Annotated in this window: 34 protein-coding genes; 4 read left to right on the forward strand and 30 right to left on the reverse strand. The window is 44.1% G+C overall.

Features of this window, described 5'->3' with window-relative positions:
* Positions 1-16: 16 nt before the first annotated feature.
* The 15 genes from EI981_RS25235 to EI981_RS25300 all read right to left on the reverse strand — a co-directional run bounded on the left by EI981_RS25235 (position 17) and on the right by EI981_RS25300 (position 10,918).
* Entirely contained in the window at positions 17-643 is a 627-nt protein-coding gene (locus EI981_RS25235; protein ID WP_127002928.1) for an HK97 family phage prohead protease, read from the reverse strand.
* Positions 597-1,766 (reverse strand): phage portal protein, encoded by a 1,170-nt coding sequence (locus EI981_RS25240; RefSeq protein WP_237172636.1) that lies wholly within the window; start codon positions 1,764-1,766, stop codon positions 597-599. The genes EI981_RS25235 and EI981_RS25240 overlap by 47 nt, the downstream gene beginning before the upstream one ends.
* 159 nt (positions 1,767-1,925) lie before the next feature.
* Positions 1,926-3,716: a terminase large subunit gene (locus tag EI981_RS25245; protein ID WP_127002932.1), complete on the reverse strand. Its 1,791-nt coding sequence runs from the start codon at positions 3,714-3,716 to the stop codon at positions 1,926-1,928.
* On the reverse strand, positions 3,697-4,179 hold the full coding sequence (locus EI981_RS25250) for a phage terminase small subunit P27 family (protein WP_127002934.1): 483 nt from the start codon (positions 4,177-4,179) through the stop codon (positions 3,697-3,699). The genes EI981_RS25245 and EI981_RS25250 overlap by 20 nt, the downstream gene beginning before the upstream one ends.
* Positions 4,180-4,310: 131 nt before the next feature.
* The gene (locus EI981_RS25255) at positions 4,311-4,577 is read right to left on the reverse strand and encodes an HNH endonuclease signature motif containing protein (RefSeq protein WP_193556406.1); all 267 of its coding nucleotides are present in this window, start codon (positions 4,575-4,577) and stop codon (positions 4,311-4,313) included.
* A 261-nt stretch (positions 4,578-4,838) separates the two neighbouring features.
* Positions 4,839-5,387, reverse strand: a complete 549-nt coding sequence (locus EI981_RS25260) for a site-specific integrase (RefSeq protein ID WP_127002938.1) — start codon at positions 5,385-5,387, stop codon at positions 4,839-4,841.
* Between the two features lie 334 nt (positions 5,388-5,721).
* On the reverse strand, positions 5,722-6,093 hold the full coding sequence (locus tag EI981_RS25265; protein WP_127002940.1) for a hypothetical protein: 372 nt from the start codon (positions 6,091-6,093) through the stop codon (positions 5,722-5,724).
* Positions 6,071-6,259 (reverse strand): hypothetical protein, encoded by a 189-nt coding sequence (locus tag EI981_RS25270; protein WP_127002942.1) that lies wholly within the window; start codon positions 6,257-6,259, stop codon positions 6,071-6,073. The genes EI981_RS25265 and EI981_RS25270 overlap by 23 nt, the downstream gene beginning before the upstream one ends.
* A gap of 6 nt (positions 6,260-6,265) precedes the next feature.
* Positions 6,266-6,424, reverse strand: coding sequence for a hypothetical protein (locus tag EI981_RS29130; protein WP_162616268.1), 159 nt, complete (start codon positions 6,422-6,424; stop codon positions 6,266-6,268).
* A 31-nt stretch (positions 6,425-6,455) separates the two neighbouring features.
* The gene (locus EI981_RS25275; RefSeq protein ID WP_127002944.1) at positions 6,456-6,698 is read right to left on the reverse strand and encodes a hypothetical protein; all 243 of its coding nucleotides are present in this window, start codon (positions 6,696-6,698) and stop codon (positions 6,456-6,458) included.
* Complete coding sequence (locus EI981_RS25280) at positions 6,695-7,639, reverse strand: DUF3102 domain-containing protein (RefSeq protein WP_127002946.1); 945 nt, start codon at positions 7,637-7,639, stop codon at positions 6,695-6,697. The genes EI981_RS25275 and EI981_RS25280 overlap by 4 nt, the downstream gene beginning before the upstream one ends.
* A complete protein-coding gene (locus EI981_RS25285; RefSeq protein ID WP_127002948.1) occupies positions 7,636-9,198 on the reverse strand; it encodes a PcfJ domain-containing protein in 1,563 nt (520 codons plus the stop codon). The genes EI981_RS25280 and EI981_RS25285 overlap by 4 nt, the downstream gene beginning before the upstream one ends.
* Position 9,199: 1 nt before the next feature.
* The gene (locus EI981_RS25290) at positions 9,200-9,574 is read right to left on the reverse strand and encodes a hypothetical protein (protein WP_127002950.1); all 375 of its coding nucleotides are present in this window, start codon (positions 9,572-9,574) and stop codon (positions 9,200-9,202) included.
* Positions 9,575-9,579: 5 nt separating this feature from the next.
* On the reverse strand, positions 9,580-9,939 hold the full coding sequence (locus EI981_RS25295) for a hypothetical protein (protein ID WP_127002952.1): 360 nt from the start codon (positions 9,937-9,939) through the stop codon (positions 9,580-9,582).
* On the reverse strand, positions 9,932-10,918 hold the full coding sequence (locus EI981_RS25300; protein ID WP_127002954.1) for a hypothetical protein: 987 nt from the start codon (positions 10,916-10,918) through the stop codon (positions 9,932-9,934). Before EI981_RS25300 ends, EI981_RS25295 begins: the two co-directional genes overlap by 8 nt.
* A 459-nt stretch (positions 10,919-11,377) precedes the next feature.
* On the opposite strand from EI981_RS25300, the gene EI981_RS25305 reads away from it, so the two are divergent.
* Positions 11,378-11,509, forward strand: coding sequence for a helix-turn-helix domain-containing protein (locus EI981_RS25305; protein WP_237172682.1), 132 nt, complete (start codon positions 11,378-11,380; stop codon positions 11,507-11,509).
* Positions 11,510-11,606: 97 nt separating this feature from the next.
* On the opposite strand, the gene EI981_RS25310 is transcribed toward EI981_RS25305, so the two are convergent.
* Together EI981_RS25310 and EI981_RS25315 are read right to left on the reverse strand one after the other, a co-directional pair.
* A complete protein-coding gene (locus tag EI981_RS25310; protein ID WP_127002958.1) occupies positions 11,607-11,921 on the reverse strand; it encodes a DUF771 domain-containing protein in 315 nt (104 codons plus the stop codon).
* Positions 11,911-12,126: an XRE family transcriptional regulator gene (locus EI981_RS25315; RefSeq protein ID WP_127002960.1), complete on the reverse strand. Its 216-nt coding sequence runs from the start codon at positions 12,124-12,126 to the stop codon at positions 11,911-11,913. Before EI981_RS25315 ends, EI981_RS25310 begins: the two co-directional genes overlap by 11 nt.
* A 176-nt stretch (positions 12,127-12,302) precedes the next feature.
* Between EI981_RS25315 and EI981_RS25320 the strand changes: the two genes are divergently transcribed.
* The 3 genes from EI981_RS25320 to EI981_RS25330 all read left to right on the forward strand — a co-directional run bounded on the left by EI981_RS25320 (position 12,303) and on the right by EI981_RS25330 (position 14,959).
* A complete protein-coding gene (locus EI981_RS25320; RefSeq protein WP_127002962.1) occupies positions 12,303-12,755 on the forward strand; it encodes a helix-turn-helix domain-containing protein in 453 nt (150 codons plus the stop codon).
* A gap of 76 nt (positions 12,756-12,831) precedes the next feature.
* Positions 12,832-13,728, forward strand: coding sequence for an ImmA/IrrE family metallo-endopeptidase (locus EI981_RS25325; RefSeq protein WP_127002964.1), 897 nt, complete (start codon positions 12,832-12,834; stop codon positions 13,726-13,728).
* A 13-nt stretch (positions 13,729-13,741) separates the two neighbouring features.
* A complete protein-coding gene (locus EI981_RS25330) occupies positions 13,742-14,959 on the forward strand; it encodes a site-specific integrase (RefSeq protein WP_127002966.1) in 1,218 nt (405 codons plus the stop codon).
* 100 nt (positions 14,960-15,059) lie between these two features.
* Here the strand turns inward: EI981_RS25330 and rpsI are convergent, their stop codons facing one another.
* The 13 genes from rpsI to EI981_RS25395 all read right to left on the reverse strand — a co-directional run bounded on the left by rpsI (position 15,060) and on the right by EI981_RS25395 (position 22,058).
* Positions 15,060-15,452: a 30S ribosomal protein S9 gene (gene rpsI / locus EI981_RS25335; RefSeq protein WP_068779130.1), complete on the reverse strand. Its 393-nt coding sequence runs from the start codon at positions 15,450-15,452 to the stop codon at positions 15,060-15,062.
* A 20-nt stretch (positions 15,453-15,472) separates the two neighbouring features.
* Positions 15,473-15,910 (reverse strand): 50S ribosomal protein L13, encoded by a 438-nt coding sequence (rplM, locus tag EI981_RS25340; RefSeq protein ID WP_068779129.1) that lies wholly within the window; start codon positions 15,908-15,910, stop codon positions 15,473-15,475.
* A gap of 188 nt (positions 15,911-16,098) precedes the next feature.
* Complete coding sequence (locus tag EI981_RS25345; protein ID WP_127002969.1) at positions 16,099-16,419, reverse strand: TFIIB-type zinc ribbon-containing protein; 321 nt, start codon at positions 16,417-16,419, stop codon at positions 16,099-16,101.
* Between the two features lie 66 nt (positions 16,420-16,485).
* Positions 16,486-17,304 (reverse strand): tRNA pseudouridine(38-40) synthase TruA, encoded by an 819-nt coding sequence (truA, locus tag EI981_RS25350; protein ID WP_127002970.1) that lies wholly within the window; start codon positions 17,302-17,304, stop codon positions 16,486-16,488.
* A gap of 152 nt (positions 17,305-17,456) precedes the next feature.
* Positions 17,457-17,822 carry a 50S ribosomal protein L17 gene (gene rplQ, locus EI981_RS25355; protein ID WP_068779126.1) on the reverse strand — a complete coding sequence of 122 codons (366 nt, stop codon included), beginning with the start codon at positions 17,820-17,822 and terminating at the stop codon, positions 17,457-17,459.
* A gap of 43 nt (positions 17,823-17,865) precedes the next feature.
* On the reverse strand, positions 17,866-18,810 hold the full coding sequence (locus tag EI981_RS25360; protein WP_068779125.1) for a DNA-directed RNA polymerase subunit alpha: 945 nt from the start codon (positions 18,808-18,810) through the stop codon (positions 17,866-17,868).
* A 133-nt stretch (positions 18,811-18,943) separates the two neighbouring features.
* Positions 18,944-19,339, reverse strand: coding sequence for a 30S ribosomal protein S11 (gene rpsK, locus EI981_RS25365; RefSeq protein ID WP_009226663.1), 396 nt, complete (start codon positions 19,337-19,339; stop codon positions 18,944-18,946).
* Positions 19,340-19,359: 20 nt separating this feature from the next.
* Entirely contained in the window at positions 19,360-19,728 is a 369-nt protein-coding gene (gene rpsM, locus EI981_RS25370) for a 30S ribosomal protein S13 (RefSeq protein WP_127002972.1), read from the reverse strand.
* A 20-nt stretch (positions 19,729-19,748) separates the two neighbouring features.
* On the reverse strand, positions 19,749-19,862 hold the full coding sequence (gene rpmJ / locus EI981_RS25375; protein ID WP_068779123.1) for a 50S ribosomal protein L36: 114 nt from the start codon (positions 19,860-19,862) through the stop codon (positions 19,749-19,751).
* Between the two features lie 257 nt (positions 19,863-20,119).
* Positions 20,120-20,335, reverse strand: a complete 216-nt coding sequence (gene infA, locus EI981_RS25380) for a translation initiation factor IF-1 (RefSeq protein WP_068779122.1) — start codon at positions 20,333-20,335, stop codon at positions 20,120-20,122.
* A 2-nt stretch (positions 20,336-20,337) separates the two neighbouring features.
* On the reverse strand, positions 20,338-20,646 hold the full coding sequence (locus EI981_RS25385) for a KOW domain-containing RNA-binding protein (RefSeq protein WP_127002974.1): 309 nt from the start codon (positions 20,644-20,646) through the stop codon (positions 20,338-20,340).
* Between the two features lie 9 nt (positions 20,647-20,655).
* Complete coding sequence (map, locus tag EI981_RS25390; protein WP_127002976.1) at positions 20,656-21,408, reverse strand: type I methionyl aminopeptidase; 753 nt, start codon at positions 21,406-21,408, stop codon at positions 20,656-20,658.
* Complete coding sequence (locus EI981_RS25395) at positions 21,408-22,058, reverse strand: adenylate kinase (protein WP_127002978.1); 651 nt, start codon at positions 22,056-22,058, stop codon at positions 21,408-21,410. The genes map and EI981_RS25395 overlap by 1 nt, the downstream gene beginning before the upstream one ends.
* Between the last annotated feature and the right edge of the window lie 17 nt (positions 22,059-22,075).

Here is a 22,075-nt window from a genome sequence, read left to right on the forward strand (position 1 = left end):
TCAGCTCCCTTATTTGTTAAATACTTAACTTCCGCAGCCTCATATCATGCTCGATCATGATTAAGTCAAGCCGTTCCTCGGCATGAGAATCACCCCGGTTATCCATATTCGGTAGTGCCCTGCGTTCATTAAACACATCTTGGGCCGAGCGTATCCCCACGCTAGATTGTGGATAGGCCGGAGTTGTGACCGGACTGACCTCGAATATATCCGCTTCAATCACAGTCCTTATTGCCATGTCTGGATTGGATTCATCCCATTCCTCTTTAATCGCCCGAAAAATAAAAGACGACCCTCGCACGTCTCCGCGCTCAATCGTCTCTAAATGCTTCTCCGCCCAGCTTGGCGGTGTAATTTCATATCTTAGGCCAATATCATCCTCGAACAACTGTAGCGTATTGGGCGTTCGGCCTAGAACCTCTCTAGAATCATGCTGCCAGGCAGCATAAACATCCGGGTTCACGAGGCTAGCTGCAAACGCCCCTCGCTTAAATTGTTCCTGAAACAAACCGAATATTGGATGTGATAACTGATCCCATCTCACAGCATACCCCACAATTTTCGTGGGCTCCCCCTCTGCTTTACGGATCTCCACCTTATTTCCCGGCAACATCATTTCCCTTTGTTCCTTGGTTTCCTTCATTTTGGTTATCACCTCCCTTCAATGATGTTTTATTAGCTATAACCATCTTGAAATACTCTTCTGCCAGACTTAGCGGTATCATGTTTAGTGGGATAAAACGCTGATCTCCGCCCGGGATTTGGTTTTCATTCTCTTTTTCCAAAACCATATTGATAGAATAGGCACCCATGGCCATCATTTCCTTATAAAATGAAGCCCTGGCTGCGGAATCCCCCCGTAAAAGTCCTTCGAATTTAAATTCCGCGTAATACCTCTTTCTTTCTTCCTCCATAAAGAGCTTCCATCTTATGGTTTGCTCCCAACGTACTAACCACGGCCTCACCGAGTGAATTAAAAAGTCAGTGCTCTGCTGTTCGATATTTGAAAATGTGGCTCGTTCCAGGTCTGCAAGCATGTGAGGTGGAATGCGAAAAATACGCGCAATCTCAGAGATCTGGAATTTCCGAGTCTCTAAAAACTGCGCGTCATTTGGTGGTATCGTGTTTTTCGAAAACGTCATTCCCTCTTCAAGTAACAAGAGCCTATGAGCCTTTCCTAATCCTTCATACTTTTCTTGCAACGACTTTTGCAGCCTCTGGAAAGCACCATCAGACATCGTGCTTGGGTGTGTTGCTACTGCGCCCACATTCGTTCCATTGGCAAAGAACTCGGCTCCGAATTGCTCAGTGGCCAGCCCAAGCTCTACTGCTTGCCGCGCCCACTCAATAACCGACATTCCCTTTCGTCCATCAAATCCCAGGCCAGGAATATGAAACATAGCGTAGTCTGGAATATTCTTTTGGATTCCATCCTTCGTTGATACCCTGTAAAACGTGTCACCTGCTGCAGTGTCCCACATTTCAACTCGATGCGGAGGGATAGGCCACAGAGCTGTAATTATACCTTGGTCGTTATATTCAATCTCAGCATAACAATTTCCCCAAAGTAAGATATGAGCCATCATGGTTTCCCTAAATGTAAAAGCAGTCATTTTAGGATTTGGATTCCCCTGCAGTAAGTCGGAAATGGGGTGATCGATACTTGTTCTTCCTCCATCTTGTTCCTTCCTATATACGGGCAAGGGCAGTGAAGCTATCGTTTCGCTTAATATCCTGACAGATGCTAATACCGCCGTTGATCTCATGGCAGAGGATGGCGTTACTCGTATTCCGCGCCCAAATGGGATTCCCAGTGTGTTGTACAACCATCGCTTGGGGTTGCTCAGATTACTGCTATCCTCTGAATTTCTACGTTCTGCCCTGCGGGTAAAGAATGGTATTTTCAGCATGTTCACCTCCCTATATCAAATTGCCCGTACATCCCTTGTTTCGTACACAGAACTTTTGTCCTCGTTGAGCATGGCCCTAGCCATCGCGTTAATGAGCGCCGCGATAAGGTCAATCCTCTGGCTATCGTCCTTGTGCTTTTTCGATAGCTTAATATTTCCGCTGCTGTCCGTAATTTCTACCGCATTAGATAGACACCAGTCAAGTAATGGACTTCCATCGTGAACAAGCTGGCCCTGTAATACAAGCTCTCTAAAGAACTTTGTTGGGGCTGATAGGTTTTTCATGTATTGAGGAATCTCAATCATGATACGACCCTCATTCTCCAACTCTTGCGCGAAATGGGTGGCGTTCCATCCATCGTAGCAAATCTCCTGCAGGATCCATTTCTCAAAATCCTCCATCTCATGCAAATGCGAGCGGATATACCTGTAATCCGTGACAGCCCCCTCGGTTAACGTACACCATCCTTCCTTAGCCCATTGTTTGTAGGGCACGCGGTCTGTATGCTCATGCCTCATTGCTGATTCTGCTGGTATAAAACCGTGGGCAGTAACGGCAAACCTCCCATCATCCAAGCGGAAAACAAAGCCGTCAGCAGTGAGGTCAGTCGTCTTACTTAAGTCAAGCCCCGTCCAATTCTTTTGGCCCTTCACCAATTCTAGGAAGTCATTTCGCGGAATTGCCAATTCCTTCCACTTGTCCATGATCCCAGACATGTATTTATTTTCAGAATCACTCTGCCAACGGTTCACCCGCTTGGTTAGAAACTCTCTGATTTTTGAAGGGTTATTTTTATCAAAAGCATCATCATGCTCCGCCCGAATTTGTGCTAGCAGCGTTCTGGAGTACTCGTTATCTTCTTGGAGTACGGGGTTCGCTTTGATCCAGATCGATTCATCGTGAGGATCATCATCTTTGTCAATTTCCCTGATCATGACAAAAGATGTCTCCTGCATTTTGATTTCGCCCCGCATCATTTTACATAGGTCGTCATACTCCCGCTTACAAGGGTTGTTCTCCGCATCCTTTCCCGCTGTGCTAATAATTTGCATTAGGGATTGAAGCCGTTTACCAAACCCAGAGAAACTTACGTCTACAATCTCAGAGGTCGGATGAGCATGATATTCATCTATGATGACTATACAAGGCGCGCCGGAATCTTTGTTTTTCGTGTCTTTAGACAATGGTCGAAGGAACCCGCCGCGCGTTCTGTGCTCAATGTACGTTTTTTTAATTACAAGTCGCTTGGATATATCCGGGCTGTTCTCGCCCATCTTTTTGGCATCCGACCATACCCGTTTGGCCTGGGTGCGGTCAACTGCTGCACATTCTACCTCTGGGCTATCTTCGTACCGTTTAAGGTCTGGATTGCCTGGCGGATAAATGCAATCTCCCAGCATTCCATAGAGGGCTATACCGGACATTTCTGTACTTTTTACATTTCCACGAGCACGCATGTGGAAAGCACGGATAAACCTTCGTTTTCCCGTCTCCATATGAACCCAGCCGAAAACGGCACCGAGATCAAACTTTTGAAACGGAAGCAGTTCAATCAACTGGCCTGAGAACGGCCCCCGCACGTGACGGCAACACCGTTCAAACCACTCAAAGATACGATCTGCCCTCGACTCATCAAATACATAAGGAAAATCTTCTGTCGCCTGGCGCTGTAAATCATCAAGGTGTCTTTGGCAAGCAAGGCGTTCCATTTCGCAGCTAGGCCGTAAGCCCATAACGATTTCAGCGGCATAACGATTAGTAGGATGCACGTCTCCCCAATCGATTTTATTCGAAGAGTCCGGCATTCGGATCTTCCTCTCCACCAGCCATCTTTTTGGCTAATCGTGCCCGAGCCTCCGCATTAAGCCCGAGCTTATTAGAGTATGATAAAATAATCCGCGCGTAACTTTGCGCGAGTTTAACATGTGCACTTACTACACGATTCCCCTGCATGTTGACTTCTGTATACCCATGTTTATCAATAAGATCATTCGCTTCCTGATATTTGGCCACGGCATCACAATAAGTTCCTAAAACGTCCTCATCCACTTTATCGAGTACGTCAAACTCTTCCATGTCCTTGACCGTCTTCCTCCAAACCTTCCGAGCGGAATCATTCAACCACGCCGGAACCTTCAATTTCTTCTTTTCCTTGCGTTCAAATTTTTGAGCAGCTGCTTCCCGATCCTTAACTTCCTTTTCAGTCCAGTGCTTCCCGCCCCCCTTCTTCCCCACGCGCATATGGTCAAATTTAATGACTTCGGCCATACCCGCCTCCTCCTTCCCTATGAAACTTTCACCGGGGACTTTTTTTCACATCCGAGGCCCACCCGGTCTAGGCCCTAACCTTTTCCAAAGATTTACACCCCCCTACCCCCTCGAATGGTCGTGGCAGGGGCTCATTTGGACTCGAGACTCCTTCCGAAACCTCCATCCTCTCTGACAGTCTTACTGTCATGATGCCTCTTGCATAAGGGCTGCCAGTTCTTCTTATTCCAAAAGAGTTTCTTGTCTCCTTTATGCGGCACAATGTGGTCAACCACAGTAGCCTCCAGGAGTTCGCCCTCATCATAACAATGCTTACATAACGGATTCTCCTTCAAAAACTTAGCTCTTTCCTTGCGCCATTTTCCATCGTATCCTCTTGCAGCTGCAGAACCTCTCATCCTGTCATACTTACGAATATCCTCTTCATGAGCAGGGCAATAACGCTTCCTGGTTAGGCCGCTGCACCCTGACCGAGAACATGGTTTTAACGGTGCTTGAGCCACGATTTTCACCTCTTTTCATTGGTAATATTTGTGCAAATGAATTACACATATCTTACATTGTGTTAAACTCGCACACATGGCAATAAGCCTTGATCTATAAGGCCGCTTGCTGGGCGCTAGAAACGAGTTTCACCTATCCTTAATATGAGTAACTGACTACGCGCGATGACGTTTTAGAGCCATATCCATTGTGTCCTGTTCCATCCCAATATACCGAAGTGTGATCTTCGGTGAAGCGTGATTGAAGAAGTCCATAAGCATTCCAATATCCTTATCCGTGGTATCGTTGTAAAAGATGTATCCGAAGGTTTTGCGTAGAGTATGACAGCCTAGCTCGGACAGGCCGAACTCGTCTCCTATGCTACGAATAATCTTGTAAGCCATCTCTCTAGTAATAGGTCTATTAATACCTTCCCTACTTTTGATTAGATATTCATTCAGCGGCTTGCCTTCAATATAAGGTTGCAACTCTCTCTTCAGTTCCGAATTGATTAGAATGCGTTTCTGTTTCCCGGTCTTCTTCTCTCGGATTGAAATATGAGATCCCGTTACATCACGTATACGCAGCCGAAGGATATCACTGATTCTCAGGCCAGTGTTAATACCTATTAGAAACATGATATAGTTGCGAGCATTGCTGTCCTTGAGGTAATCCTTAATATCCTGCAAGACTTCCGAATCACGTATCGGCTGAACTGTATTCATATCACCACCTCACTAAAAACAAAATACCGCTCCAGAAGGAGCGGCTATATAGAATAAAAAGGTTATGAAACCATTTTGATTGGGCCTTGATAGGATTCGAACCTATCTATACCTAAAGGCCATATTATAATTGCGGTGATCTTACCCGCGACCCCGCATCACACTACCGCAATTAAATGCTGCAGTCCATGAAAGCAACTGTTTAGCGTGATCGAGTCCTACCGCGATAACGGGCAGTAGGCACACCGGAGAGCAGTTCCTCTCTATGTGCCTACTGTACAATTCAAACACTGCCATATTTACGCCAATCCGCCGCCATATTACCGCCAACTTTTCAGATGATTCCACATAGCTTCAAGTGCTCAGCTATCGTATTAACACCAGTAGCAATTCTTCGATCAATAGTCCTTTCAGATCGTTGCTTGTCCCAGAAGAGATCAATTGTACTCAGGTACTTCTGTCCCTTCATATAACGATGCTCAAAGATCGTCTTCACTTCTGGATCTATAATTAAGGTGAACGCTGTCTCGATTTCCGATACGATCGGTTTGAACTTGTTAAGTTTCTCCATTTGTTTATAAGTCAATTCATTCTTCATAGTCAAAGCATTGACGACTGCCTTCATTTTTGGGTAATGCTTTAATATTAACTTAACCGCTGAACGTTCATCATCAGTGACGCTTTCAAACAGTTCGATCTGCTCCATGGCTAACACCGCCTGACTGCTCTAACACTCCCATTACAGCGGATACAGGTACTCTGTACTTTTTACTATATCGTGCTGCGAATCGTTCATCCGATAGCTCTGAATAGATTTTCCTTAGATCTAGGATACTTTGCTTAACTTCTTCCTGGGTACTCATTCTGGCCATTAAGCATCACTCCTCAATAGGCTCAAATTCAGTTGCAGGGAACCAAGACCATTTTTTATACATGTCATTCCAAATCAAAAATAGTGTTAAACCATTTTCCAACTGTTGAACAGCAAACACCGAATAAATAAGTTCATGATTAAATGTTCGTCTAACTCTAAACATTTGTTTCTTCCTCCCTCTCTAGTTTCCCAGACTAATTACCCTTTTTAACTACCCAAGCAAATCCTTTGTATTTTTCCTCAAGCAGATAAGCGGTTCCTCGACTGGCGTACTCATTTATACTTATCTTTAATTCTCCGAATCTCGTTCGTACAGATTGATTTGCTGCTAATGGAGCATCCTCGGAAACAAACATCTTTATACGTTCAATCCGACAACCCTTTCTTATCAAAGGGGCAAGCGCCCCTTCAATAAGTTGCAATGCTCGGGCATTCATTTGATTTTCTCAGCCATTCGTTCTAGGAGACCCGCAACGGCTGTTCGATATTTGATATGCTCATCAGGTACCGAGGATTGAATCTCATAGAGTGTACTTAGGAGATTGTCATAATCTCTTACTACCGCCTCAAAGTATGCTGCGAATTTTGCAGTAGCTTTATTATCATTCCGCTTCACCTGCTCACGAAGCATAGTAAGCTCCTTCTCGACTTCCTCCGGAATTTTTTCAATGATTTCCGTAGCCGGAATCTCAATTGGCTTAGCCTTGAGTTCATTTTCTAGCTGTTTAACCCTTTTCTCAGCTTCATTCAGATTCAGTCGATGCTTATCCAACTCGGCCTGCAGTTCAGTTGCCCTATCGTCGTCACCCGCTGCGGCCGCCGCATCAATATCAGCCTTATACCGCTCAGCAAGCTCATAATTCATTTTGTTTTGAAGCTCCATTTCTTCTAAACTCTTTTGGATTCGCTCACGTTCCAATCGTTCACGCTCGGCCTGTTCTTCTGAAGCCTGCAGTTTTTTCTCTAGCTCCTGCTTTTCTTTAACGGCCTTTTGTAATTCCCGAGTAGACATGCTTTCAACGTTGTTTTCCTGAACAAACGCCTCTCTTTCTTCCATGGGGACGCCAAGTAAGGCAATAGCTTGAGAATACGATAAATTCCCAAACGCTTGGGATTTCGAATTATCTCCAAATAACGATAACTGCTCTGAACCATATTCTTGGAAGACCTTCATCAAGTTATTGGCAGTAGACTGGCTATAATCCACCGACTCTTTAAGCCAAGCTCCCCACTCACCATGTTTCAACATTGACTTGGCCTCAACTAGCCTACGGCCTATTTCAATCGAGCTATAGATCATAATTTGCTTCGTCTGATCCTTAATGCTATTTATCTCAGCGGCAATGATATCCGCTGTTCTCGTTGATAATTGATTCATACCGCAATCCCTACTTTCACTCTATTTTTCTTTCGAGACAATTTAATATTTTTGAAATCATCAACAAATCTTTGAACTTCACGGGTCATTTTGCAATTTCTAAGACCTCTCGTCTGAATGATTTCCCCATTCTTAATTTCCATAGTGTAGAAAGGAACGTCTGGCGAAGATGCTTTTCTAATAACGAAAATATCTGTCTCCCCTGATGCATATCTCCTTGTATAACCACCAACACAATGCTTCAACGCCTCTCCTTCCTTAAATAATTCCGTAGCGGACTCTGCTGGACGCAAGATAAATCCATCGCTTTCAAAATAATATTCATTGAGCTCGTCTAATCTATTAGCAATTTTGATATTCATGGCTTTATCTCTCTTCATTCTCACTTTCTCAGTCGTCTTCTGATGAGCTCTATATATATTATTGGGAGCAAGAATATGTTCTATCTTAGTGTCCATGCCAAGTTCCTTACATTCGTCCAGATAGTCCCTCCACGCTATAAGCAAAGATTGACCATCTGAATAATGCCTAGAAACCTCTTCTTTTCTGAGTTGCTTAATAACATATTGAAATATGATGTCCATATTTAGTGATGTTTCTTTGATCAACTTATCTATAATTTGCTTGCTATAACTATTCTCAATACTGCTCAAAATATGAGCCTCATCAATCGTTATTGAATAATGCTTATTTTTTTGATAATAACTGATTGTTTCACAGTCTATTTTCAAGTTACTTAACCTGATTTGTTTAATCTCCTGCTTCGATAATCGAAGAACTTTCTCTGGAGTCGATCCCCTCCAGTTAATAGCTCCATATGTTTTTTTACCAGTTAGCTTCTCGATAACAACCATACTTAAACCTATTTTTGTTAAAAACTCTATGCACCGATACTTGGAGGCAAGTTCAAAGAATTTTAGATAATCCGAACAACCATATTCGCCGCCATATTGTTCCCACGTACTATACTGAAACGGAGTCCCTTTTACTGCCTTTGAAATGCTATGTTTAGCAAAATAGCAGCGTTTATTCTGCATGCTGCTGACTGCCTCACTGCAAATAGAATTCCGTTCAAAGAAGTGTCCTTCTCTCCCATCTTTAAATCCCCAGTAGTACCTTTGATACATTTGGCTGTTTCCTGGTTCAAATAAGTACATGGCTGTAACATATCCCTTAGTATCTACATCGTGATAATCTCCGGTATAGTCCCTCACCAAATATATTCCTCTTGCAATGATTGCTTGTGGATTTACTTTTGATTTTTCGTAATAGAGGAGGTAGGCTTCATCGTACATTTTCCCTCTACCCCGACCGCTCTGCTTAACTTCAGTTAAAGACTCGCATGAAGGACATTGATAAATTTCATTATGTTTCAACCCAACTGATGTATGCTCTTTGCGGCAATGAGTGCAGTATGCATACTGAACCTTACCTACACGACGAACAAATGTATATCTACTCCATTCCATAACCTTATTCGTTGCATATTTCATGATGTTCTTACTAATCGTCTCCGGAAAATGTCTTCTAAAATCCTTGAATTTAGAACCACCTGACATATCACAGCCCTCCTAGCAGATCATCCAGATTAACATTGAAGCCTGTTGCTGATTCAAGCTGTGCCAGTTGTTTCGGTGCTTCTGTAAAAGCTTGAGCTGCTGCAGCTGGCTGGCCACCAATATCAAAATATTTCAATACAACTGCAAAGCCCTCGGCATCGGTTAACATTGCCATACCATTCACGGCCTTTTTCCGAGCCTCTACTTTCATCGCATCCAAACTTTTCGCTATCGTCTTATCTGCAACCATGATCTTACCGGCTTCGTCTGGATTGGACTGAATATGTGAAATAAGAAATTCTCCGATCACCTTCACATAAGGGTTATTCTTACTGCTTCCGATCTCTGCCTGAAGCTTCTCAACCGCTTCATTCATCACGATCATCCTCCCATAATATTTCTAACGCCATCACCACGACGGCGGCTTATAATACGTGCTTCCACTTCATCAGCCATATCCAAGTTGATCTGCTCAGCGAATCTCGCCCAAAATGGGACATATCGAAACTTGCTAGGCTCTGATTGCTTGTACACATAGGCAGCGGGTCGTTCCTTCGGTCCAACTGGACACTCCAATTGCTGGCAGCGAGTGTATGTCAGCAAGATATCGCATACTGGAGGTGGAGCTCCTGCCCATTTACCATCCCAGATCCAATTACCATCAATTTGGATTTGTCGAGGTATGAAGCATGGTTTACCGGATGCTTTTGCCTGGTGTTTGTTCAGCCACTGATTAAACACGGGAATCACCTCGCTTCTTCCCTTGCATTCTTTCAGCCAGTTCGATCATTTCAGCGAACTCTTCGTCGGTAGGAACTTTATCGTCTGTGTCGCTTCTAGGAACAATCTCAGGCTTCGGCTTTCCGCCATTTACGTTGCCTGTCCGCTTCGATCCAGCCGATTTATTTCGCATATCAAGGACCATCTTGGCAAAGTGTTTTCTGAACTTCTCACCACTTAGCACATTCCGCTTCCAGAAGTTATCTGATGTGAACCAGTCCATGACTTCCTGAATCAACTTCTTATCCACCTGCTTGTCCAGTTCAACAAGTTTCCGGAAATCGTCAGCCCATGATTGCAAGTTCGCCTTGTCTGTTAAGCTAGCTAATCCCTCACTAGCAGTCATAGAATCAATCTTTCCCTTAAGATAAACCGCCATTTTGAAATAAGGGCTGTCCTCGGGATAAGTGGGCTTCTTATTCCGAGATGTGCTTTTATTCTTCTTGTCATTCTTTTCATTCTCTAAATTCTTTACATTCTTGTTTGTGCTCAGTTCCTGCTCATTTGTTGCTAACTTGATGCTCAGTTCCTGCTCATTTGTTGCTAACTTGATGCTCAGTTCCTGCTCATTCTGCTGCTCATTTATCTGCTCGTCACCTTGATAAAAAGCCCAATTTACCACGGTAACAATGGAAAATTTATTGCTCGATTTGATGCTCACTAACCCCTGCTTTTCTAACGATTGAAGCCAGCGCCATACCGTGAACTCTGCCGCAACCTTATCTGATCTTTTTAAACCTCGGTTATAGAGATCATGAAGATCAAACCTGCCAGTGACAAACTGTCCTGGTTCAAGCGAAACGACCTGCCGTCCAACGGGCTGTTCATATGATTTATGAGCAGCTTCGGTTAGACAGATCGTCCATAATCTGAATAACTGCAGGTCGTTGAAAACGGGATTATCCCTCACCTTCCTGTGAAGCCTAATCCACCCTTTCACAACACCACCTACTCCCCTAAATCCTTGATGTTTCAAAGAATGAACAATTGTGATATAATAAGCCCAATAAATATTTGTAGTGCCTACAATCTTCCGGTCTTGCCACCGGAGGATTGTTTTTTTATAACCTCATGTAGGTCAGCTATCTCCTTATCTTACCAACAATTTGCGGCATCCAGCGTCTTTCCACTACTGCGCCATCGGATAAGTGTACGCAGGTGCCTCCATAAGCGCCATGTTTCTACATTCAGATCCATACTCTTCCCTCCTATCTCCCGATCTCTTCTAAAATCTGCTAAAATGTAGCCATCCAGACGTCCATTATCGTCGTATCAAGGCAGAACCCTCCGGGCGCATGAGGAGTGATGCGTCTTCTTTTTCTTCTTTTTTAACTCTGATTTTTCAAAGCGTTTATCGGCCGCAATGGAAGAACGGGGTTTAGACCCTATCTCTTTAGCGATGATCGCCAACGTCTCACCCACCACAGTGAAACGCTGGTTGGACGGAAGTTTTGAACCGAGACACAAGAACTTGGCGCGCCTCGCCGATGCTCTTAATGTCTCTGACAACTATCTGCTAGGCAGAGCCTAACAAAATGCCCGGAGGGTTCTGCCTTGATACGACTCACACGCTCTACCCTCCTATCCAGTAGCGGTCTTGCATTAATTCAGATGGAATTTTCATTTAGTCACGCCCCCCTCTTTCTTCTGTTTAATTCGTGAAAATGCTTATCTAGAAAAAGTTGCATTTCCTTTGCTTTGAATTTCCAGCGGCCATCTTCACAATCATTCGTAATAACCTTCATTTCTTCGCGGTAAATAGGATTCAAGAGGATATTCGAAATAAGCCAATCGCGTTTACGGCATGTTTCTGTTTCTAATCGCTTCATATCCCACCAGCAGCCGATTTGTGACTCTGATAAAATTTTTGCGATGTGCTCTTTTGCTAATTGTCGAAGATACTGTTCATCGACAATTACTTGAAGAATAGATTCATTGCTCATCTGTTTGCCCTCCTTGTCTAAATAAATAGTCCAAAGGAAATTCAGGAAAATAATAATCTTTGATCCTCATTGCTTCGTCAATCAAAATAGGGGATTTTCCATTTAATTTGTCTGAGACTGTGGCAGGACGATTTTTGAACATCCATGCTAAGTCCTTTCTCTTTAATCCCTTCCTTCCCATTTCCACAACGAGATTAGGATACATTTAACCACCTCATGACTTACGATATTTCGTAACTTGTGTTAAATATATACGACGACGAGTATATTGTCAACCAGAATCATAGTAAAAGTTTCATTACGTCGTAACTAACTATGTTTACAAATGAAAATAATCGTGCTATGGTAATATAAAAGTTACGGAATATCGTAATTATTTCAATGAAAAAGGATGGTATTGAAGTAATGAAAAGAGGCGAATTCTTATTAAAGGTTATAGAGGAAGAAGGCTATAACGTGATGAGCTTATCCAAAGCATCTGGAGTTCCTTATACGACTATCAGATCGATGATTGAACGTGACTTGTCAAATGCGTCTATAGATAATGTTTTAAAAATCTGTAGTGTACTTGGCATTACAGCCGAATCACTTGCTTCACCAGATATTGAGCATGGCACTATTGCCACTGATCGACATGTTGAAAAAAGGAAAGAAGATGAGCTTGAAGAAACAAAAATGAGTCCTGCGGAAATAGCCGAGTTTGAAGCTTTTATTAATAATCCTGAACACGGTCTGTTCTTCAAAGATTACTTAGAAGCTCCAGAAGAACGCAAAAAAGACCTTCAAAAGGTCTGGGAAATAATTAAGCGTGCTTCTGAATCTGACGAGAAATAATTCCTGTAGCATCAGCTTTCAGGCTGATTCTACATACCCATACATACGAACATACATTCGCTAATAGGAGGCTATCATGTTCCAGCGCTATAGAAAAACCCATTTAGAGGATTATGTAGAGCAGCTCTTCTTGCAGCATAGCATCTTGAGTCCTGAGGACATAACTATTGGATCTATCAGTGAAGGAATGAATATTAAGACTGAATATGCAGCTATCAAAAGCACGTCTCTTCGATCCGCATCTGGCAAACATATCATAATACTTGATAAACGTAATAGCTCTCAAAAGCAGCGTGAAGACTTTCTTCACGAACTTGGACACTTATTAAGGCATGAAGGTAATCAGATCCTTCTTCCGAAGCCATTTGTTCAATATCAGGAAGAGGATGCTGAACAATTTGTTTTATACGCACTTATGCCTTTTTTTATGATAGATGCTTTGGAGCTCTCTCCGGATCGCAAACAAGCCATACAGCAATTATCTGATGTTTTTGCGGTTGGGATAAGCCTTGCCAGTAAACGTTACGACCAAATCGTTCGCCGTGAGTTTGATGCGGCCATAACGGCAACAAAGACTGTAGCTATTGGCAAAAGATTAAATTCTGTAAAGGAGGTGAAGCCTATTGACGCCTACGGACCGCAATTCAAGGTTTATTATGATCCAACCGGTACTATGGACGGTCCATCACAGATGGTAGTTTTTTTGGACGAACGAACACAAATCAATTGTCGGGAAATCGAACTACCAATTGGTGAGCGACTTCCAGAAATTGATCCAGATGAACTAAACGAAATTGAATGCACCCCTGTTCAAAGCACTGATATCGGTTGCTTTGATGGAGTAGTTACTTTGTCAGTAAATGAATTGGTATTTAGATATGGATTATCTAAACGTAAATTTATTATCAACATGAACGTAGTCGATATGCTAATTGCTCGGGATCAGGCGGTCTCTCGACGATTAAGCTGGTAAGGAGAAGATTAAAGTGGCAAGTTTTCAAAAGTACATGACAAAAGACGGCCAACGATGGATGTACAAATATTACGGGGCTGTCGACCCAGTAACAGGAAAGAAGAAGCCGTCTTCTAAACGGGGCTTTATGACCAAAAAAGAGGCGCAACTCCATGCTGCCCAAACTGAGAAGGAAATTGCAGAAGGTACATTCGTTAAAGAGGACACTACAACCACATTTGAACAAGTTTATGAACTTTGGTATGCAACAAATAAGCCTAGTTGGAAACCACCAACGAGGAAAGCAGTAAAGTCAAAATTTGATGCCCAACTACTTCCGCGTTTCAAAAATGCAATTGTAAAGAATATCACGAAATCATTCTGCCAAGATGTTATTAACAAGATGGCTGAAGAGGGATTTAAGACGGTCGATAACTACAAAATGTATGCCAATCAAATTTTTGAGTTTGCAATCGAGAAAGAGATCATTGTAAAAAATCCTATGGATGGTGTGAAAATTCCGATAAGAGAAGATCAATATATCGTTGAAGAGAGTGAGGAGGAGGAGGAGCGGAACTATTGGGAGAAGGCAGAAATAAAAAAATTCCTGGATATTATGAAAAAAGACTACCCCTTCATGGATTATTGCATGTTCCACCTTTTTATTTATTCTGGCGCTCGTAAAGGGGAACTACTCGACTTAAGGCATAGTGATGTTGATTTTAAAAATAAGACTTTGCGGCTAAAAAAAACGCTCTACTATGACAAGGACAATGGATATATGTCTCTTACCTCCAAAACGCCTGCATCACGGCGTTTAATCAGTCTAGACGATACAACACTCGGACTTTTACGAAAGTTGATTACAGAGGAAAATAAGAGCAAAATAGTACACATTCGTCAACAGGATAATCCAAATAAGAATAAATTTATTTTTTCTCGTAAAAATGGCGATCCGTTAAGACTGGCATATCCCAATGACAAACTGGATGAGATCATTCGAATTTATAGCCTACATCACATTACAGTCCATGGTCTGCGCCATACACATGCCTCACTTCTATTCGAGGCTGGAGCAACCATAAAAGAAGTCCAGGAACGCTTGGGGCACTCAGACATTAGAATGACCATGAATATCTACACCCATGTGACGAGGACAGTAAAAGAATTAACAGCCTCAAGATTCGAAAAATTTATGGAGTCAGAAGATGAAGTCACGGAATTAGAGGTAGTTGAGAATGAACAAAGTTAAAAATATATGGTCAAAATATGGTCACGATATTTATTCAAGCAAAGTAAAAGCCCCTGACCATAGAAGACCAGAGGCTTGAATCCCTTGATACACAAGGATATTAACGCTTCGAGAATTGTGGCGCGCGACGAGCAGCTTTAAGACCGTATTTCTTACGTTCTTTCATCCGTGGGTCACGAGTCAGGAATCCTGCTTTTTTCAATGCAGGACGGAATTCAGGGTCAGCTTTAAGCAATGCACGGGAAATACCGTGGCGGATTGCGCCTGCTTGACCAGAGATACCTCCGCCGTGAGCAATAACGATTACGTCATAGCTGCCAAGCGTTTCCGTCAAAGTCAAAGGTTGTTTTACGATCAGTTTAAGAGTTTCCAGACCGAAATATTCATTGATATCACGCTTATTAATGACAATGCGTCCTTCACCCGGTACAAGGCGAACACGAGCTACCGAATGTTTACGACGACCTGTCCCATAGTATTGTACTTGTGCCATGAAACTGTCCTCCCTTTTTATTATCCGCGAAGTTCGTAAACTTCAGGTTTTTGTGCTGCATGTGGATGCTCAGTGCCAGCGTAAGCTTTCAATCTCAGCTTCATCTTCTCGCCCATGCGAGTCTTAGGCAACATTCCGAATACAGCCGATTCAATGACGCGTTCAGGTTTAGTGTTCAAAAGATCCTTAGCAACAGTCACTTTCAAACCGCCTGGATGCAGGGAATGACGATAGTATTTCTTGTTATCCAACTTCTTGCCAGTAAGAGCAATCTTCTCAGAGTTGATTACGATAACAAAGTCACCGCCGTCAACGTGTGGAGTAAAGCTTGGTTTATGTTTGCCGCGAATAAGTGCAGCAACTTCGCTAGCCAGACGGCCCAGCGTTTTGCCTTCGGCATCAATGATATGCCATTTGCGCTCAACTTCAGCTGGCTTCGCCATGTAGGTGGTACGCATGTAATGATCCTCCTTCATTCTCGTTCAAATGGTTCATTTATCTTCGTTCATTGTCATTTACTAATCAAGCAATTTGTAAATTAACGTACTGTGTATATCTTAATCGGGGCCGTGGGATAGCCATTAAGAAACACAACTTCTATTTTACAGGATGAAAAAGTAATGCGCAAGTATTTTTTGAATGAAATTTAGTCAAAAAGATCGCCAAATACATCGAGCACAGACTTCTTCTTCTTATACTTGTTGTTGTATCCCTGATTATGCTTCCCGGCATGATGATCATCATAGCCTTGGCCATGATTTGGTGAGTGATTTGTACGCTGCTGTGAGTGATCCCGATGATCATACCACTCATTAAAGGCCGGTCTGATCTCCCGTACCTCACTCATCAGCTTCTCCAGTTCACCACGATCCAACCATACACCTTTACAATCCGGGCAGACATCAATCATGACTCCGTCCTTCTCAATCTCTCTCATCCGAACATCATCGCATACAGGACATCTCATACCAACATTACCCCCTATAGTAACGTAATTGATTCATTCTGTATTAATGTACGGACATAGATACGATCAAGTTTCATAATTATTCAGCTCAGTTAGATCGCCTGCAGTGAGATCCGTCTGCTCATAGAGAACCTCCCACAGCATCAGCCCTTTACTCTCAGCGGTTGGTCCGGCGGCAGCACGGTCCTGCGCCTCCAATATCTTCTTCATATCTTCCGGCTTACGCTTGCCCTCGCCCACCTGAAGCAGAGTGCCAACGATAATCCGCACCATATGCTGAAGAAAGCCGCTCCCGGTCATAAATATATGGATGACCCCCTGCTCATGCGAGCCGGAGTAGTTACCCGACCGATCCAATTCGATCCAGGCCTCATAAATCGTACGCACATGGCTCGCCTTGGTGGAATGTCGAGAAGCAAAGGAAGTATAATCATGAGTCCCGATCAAGTACTTCAGACCCTCCTGCATGTTCTCAACGTTCAACTGACCAGGGTGGTGGACTTGATAACGGCGGTTAAATACATCAGGTACCCGATTCGCATTGATCGAGAATCTATATGTCTTCCGTTTCGCCGATCGACGGGCATGAAAGGACAACGGGACCTCCTGTACATCCGTCACACGTATATCGGCTGGTAGCCGACCATTCAGCGCCATTCTCCAGCGATCCACCGGAATCTTGGATTCTGTATGCACGTGGAAAGGCTGCTCTCTAGCATGCACCCCAGCATCTGTACGCCCCGAACCGTGGATCTTCACGACCTCACCTGTCAATCCTAGAATTGCTGCTTCCAGATGGTCCTGAACGGTATTGCCATCGGGTTGGGTCTGAAACCCGAAGTATTCAGTTCCATCGTAGCTGACGGTCATTAACAGGTTACGCATTAAGATCCTCCCTCCGGTAAACAATAAGGTAGAGGTAGTCCAAAAAACGCTTTTGAACCCTCTCTCCCCTACACACAGAAAAACTCTCCGCTAGCTAAGCCACATAAGGCGAGCCGACAGAGAGTTTCACGTACAATGGGTTATCCCCGGTATTAAGCGCGGTCTACCAATTCCAAGTAAACCATAGGCGCAGAGTCACCGCGGCGTGGTCCCAATTTCAAGATACGAGTGTATCCGCCTGGACGCTCAGAGTAGCGTGGTGCCAGCTCCGAGAACAGTTTTTGGATTGCATCTTGCTGACCGTCGATGGATTCACGACGAACATAAGCTGCAACTTGACGACGAGCGTGCAGATCTCCTTGTTTTGCCTTGGTGATCAGCTTCTCAGCGATAGAACGAACTTCTTTCGCTTTAGCCTCAGTCGTTTGGATACGTTCATATAAGAACAGGTCGGTTACCAGGTCACGGAACAAAGCCTTACGAGCGCTGGAATTACGGCCCAACTTTTGGTATGCCATTTGAGTTTTCCCTCCTTCGCTAGAGACGATTCACTAAAAGAGTCTATTCTTCCGTACGAAGCCCTAAACCAAGCTCCTCAAGCTTCTCTTGAACTTCTTCCAAAGATTTACGACCAAGGTTACGCACCTTCATCATATCTTCTTCCGTCTTCGTGGTCAGCTCTTGTACCGTATTGATGCCGGCACGTTTGAGGCAGTTATAAGAACGAACGGACAGATCGAGCTCTTCAATCGTCATTTCAAGAACTTTCTCTTTCTTGTCTTCTTCCTTCTCAACCATGATTTCAGCGTCCTTCGCTTCGTCAGTCAACCCAACGAACAGGAAGAGATGCTCGGTCAAAATTTTTGCTCCGAGACTAACCGCTTCTTCAGGTTTAATGCTGCCATCGGTCCATACTTCAAGCGTCAGCTTGTCATAGTTGGTCACTTGGCCAACACGGGTATTCTCTACAACGTAATTGACGCGAGTAATCGGGGTATAGATCGAATCGACGGGAATGACTCCGATCGGCTGATCGTCTCGTTTATTACGATCTGCTTGAACATAACCACGACCACGTCCCGCATAAATGCGCATATGAAGTCTCGAACCCGGCTCCAGCGTTGCAATATGAAGCTCCGGATTCAGAATTTCCACATCGCTGTCCGCACGGATATCTCCTGCTGTAACTACTCCTTCACCTTCCGCATCGATCTCAAGGATTTTCTCCTCATCCGAATGGATTTTAAGTGAAAGAGCCTTCAGGTTCAGAATGATTTCCGTCACGTCCTCCATTACACCTGGGACAGTCGAGAATTCATGCAGAACACCATCGATTTGGACCGAGGTTACCGCAGCACCAGGCAGGGAAGATAGCAAAATCCGGCGAAGCGAGTTACCCAAAGTGGTGCCATAACCACGCTCTAGTGGTTCCACTACAAATTTACCATAGGTGCCTTCATCGTTAACTTCAACGGTCTCAATTTTCGGTTTTTCGATTTCTATCACGAAAGTACCCCTCCTTCAAACACTCGTTCCTACGCAAACTGCCATGTCTACTGAAGTCTTATCATGTAGTATTGCCTAAACAACCATTGTTACCAAAATATGCTGTTGCTATACCACATTAGATGCGGCTTCATTATACACGACGGCGTTTTGGAGGACGGCATCCATTGTGAGGAATCGGAGTCACGTCTTTAATCATGTTAACCTCAAGGCCTGCCGCTTGCAAAGAGCGGATAGCGGCTTCACGGCCGGCTCCAGGACCTTTAACCATAACCTCGACAGTTTTCATGCCATGTTCCATAGCTGCTTTTGCAGCAGATTCAGCTGCCATTTGTGCAGCAAACGGAGTGGATTTACGGGAACCCTTAAATCCAAGACCGCCGGAGCTTGCCCATGAAATTGCGTTGCCATGTGGGTCTGTAATCGTAACAATCGTATTGTTGAAGGTGGAGCGGATATGCGCTACACCAGACTCAATATTTTTGCGATCACGACGTTTTGTACGTACGACTTTTTTTGGTTTAGCCATTGTTCAGTTATCCTCCCTTCTTATTTCTTCTTGTTCGCTACAGTACGACGAGGACCCTTACGAGTACGGGCATTCGTTTTCGTACGTTGTCCGCGAACCGGCAGGCCACGACGATGACGTACACCGCGGTAGCATCCGATTTCGATCAAACGCTTAATATTTAAAGAAATTTCACGACGCAGGTCACCTTCAACCTTGACCGTCTTGTCGATCGATTCGCGTAGTTTGCTAACCTCATCTTCCGTCAAATCACGAACACGAGTGTCCGGATTGATGCCTGTTGTGCTCAGGATTTTCTGGGAAGTCGTTTTACCGATTCCGAAAATGTAAGTTAAGGCGATCTCAACGCGTTTATCACGTGGCAAATCCACACCAGCTATACGTGCCATTTTACGCTACACCCCCTTCTTTAACCTTGTTTTTGTTTGTGTTTTGGATTTTCACAAATCACCATGACGTGGCCTTTGCGACGAATGACTTTGCATTTTTCGCAAATAGGCTTTACAGAAGGTCTTACCTTCATGTTGACTACCTCCCTAAAGTTTTGCGAAGCAAAACTCTCTTCCTAAGGATTAGCTAGGTTGCGGCGCAATCCTAACTTCTAACATGTGATCGAGCTCTGCTCGGCAAAGCCCTCTTCACAAAGATGAACAAGTCTTACGTATCGTAAAACTTGTCTCGATAGCAGCCTGTATTACAGACTATCCCATCATACTGTAAAGACTAAACTACAATCAACCTTAATATAGTACCACAAAATAAAAGTAAAAGATATGGTATCTATTTACGATACGTGATACGTCCCTTGGTCAGATCATAAGGTGATAATTGAACCACTACTTTGTCTCCCGTCAGGATCCGAATAAAGTGCATCCGCAATTTACCGGATACGTGAGCGAGAATTTGATGACCGTTCTCAAGCTCTACCTTGAAGGTAGCGTTAGGCAACGGCTCAACCACCGTTCCTTCTACTTCAATGACATCTTCTTTGGACACATTCAGTCTCCTTTCTCTTCGGCATTAGCATTGGCGGATGCTATATATACGCTAACTGCATGACGCAGTTTACCGTTTGTCACCCTACCGCTTTCTTGCAAACTTTGAACAACCTCGCTACTGATCATGGACTGAAGTTCAAGATGTTGAACGTTCTTACGTTTAGGATGATCAAATTTGCGTTTGTCTCCATTCGCGATCAACACGAATCGGTCATCCACAATATCAATGATCACATAAACGTCGCTTGCATCTCTGCCTTTCAGCACCTTCGCCAGCTGGCCAACTTGTGGTACGGAGCGGTGCATCATTATAACCACCTACTCATCCAGCTTGGTAAGGATCTCCATGCCGTCCGCCGTGACTGCTACTGTATGCTCAAAATGAGCACAGAGTGAACCGTCCACCGTAACGACTGTCCAATTATCTTCCAGCGTTCTTACGAATCGCTCTCCCGCATTTACCATCGGTTCAATAGCAAGTACCATACCCGCTTTGAGCCGAGGTCCACGATCAGGCGTACCGTAATTCGGAATCTGCGGTTCTTCATGCAGCTCTGTTCCTACGCCGTGACCGACATATTCACGAACGACCGAGAAGCCTGCATCTTCAATGTAACGTTGGATTGCATGCGATATCGTATATAAGCGCACATCAGGTTTAACAAGAGCCAGGCCGGCGAAAAGAGATCCTTCTGTCACATCCAGAAGTTTCTGTGCCTCAGCGGATATTTCACCAACTGGATACGTCCATGCCGAGTCTCCATGATAGCCACGATATTGTGCACCTATATCAAGCGTAATAATGTCGCCTTCGTTCAATTTGCGTTTGCCGGGAAAGCCATGTACCAATTCATCGTTGACCGAAGCGCAAATGCTATAAGGAAAACCGTTGTAATCCTTAAAAGACGGCAAAGCGCCTTGACTGCGTATGAACTTGTCGGCGATGTGATCGAGTTCACCCGTCGTAATTCCAGGCTCGATTGATTTCGCCATGAGCCTGTGCGTTTCCGCGACGATCCGCCCTGCTTCTCTCATAAAGCCTAGTTCCGTTTCGGATTTACATATGATCATTACACCTGACCTCGCAGTATAGATACGATCTCTTTGGAAACCGAATCAATTTCCTGTTCTCCATCAACTTGACGAAGCAAACCTTTATCTTCATAAAACTTGAGGAGAGGTGCAGTTTTGTTGATATATTCGTCCAGCCGAGTGCCTACGCTCTCTTCATTGTCGTCGGAGCGTTGGTACAGCTCACCGCCGCATTTATCACAAACACCTTCCTGAGCAGGAGGATTAAAGATCACATGATACGTAGATCCGCAAGACTTGCAGATACGACGTCCGGTAAGACGCGCCATCAGCTTATCACGATCTACCTTCAGGTTAATGACATGCTCCAGCTTTCTACCAAGCTCGTTCAGCAGTTCTTCCAGCGCTTCCGCTTGCGAAAGGGTTCTTGGAAAACCGTCCAATAAAAAACCATTTTCGCAATCGGACTGCTGCAGGCGCTCACGAACGATGCCAACTGTAACATCATCAGGCACCAGGAGGCCCTTATCAATATACTCCTTCGCTTTCATTCCAACAGGAGTACCCTGCTTCATTGCCAGACGAAATGCATCGCCTGTCGAAATATGCGGAATGCCGAATTCATTAACGATAACCTCAGCTTGTGTCCCTTTACCTGCTCCAGGAGGCCCCATGAATAAAACGTTCATGTTTTTTTCACTCCCTC

Origin of the sequence: Paenibacillus lutimineralis, assembly GCF_003991425.1 — a bacterium.
GTDB classification, from domain to species: Bacteria; Bacillota; Bacilli; order Paenibacillales; family Paenibacillaceae; genus Fontibacillus; species Fontibacillus lutimineralis.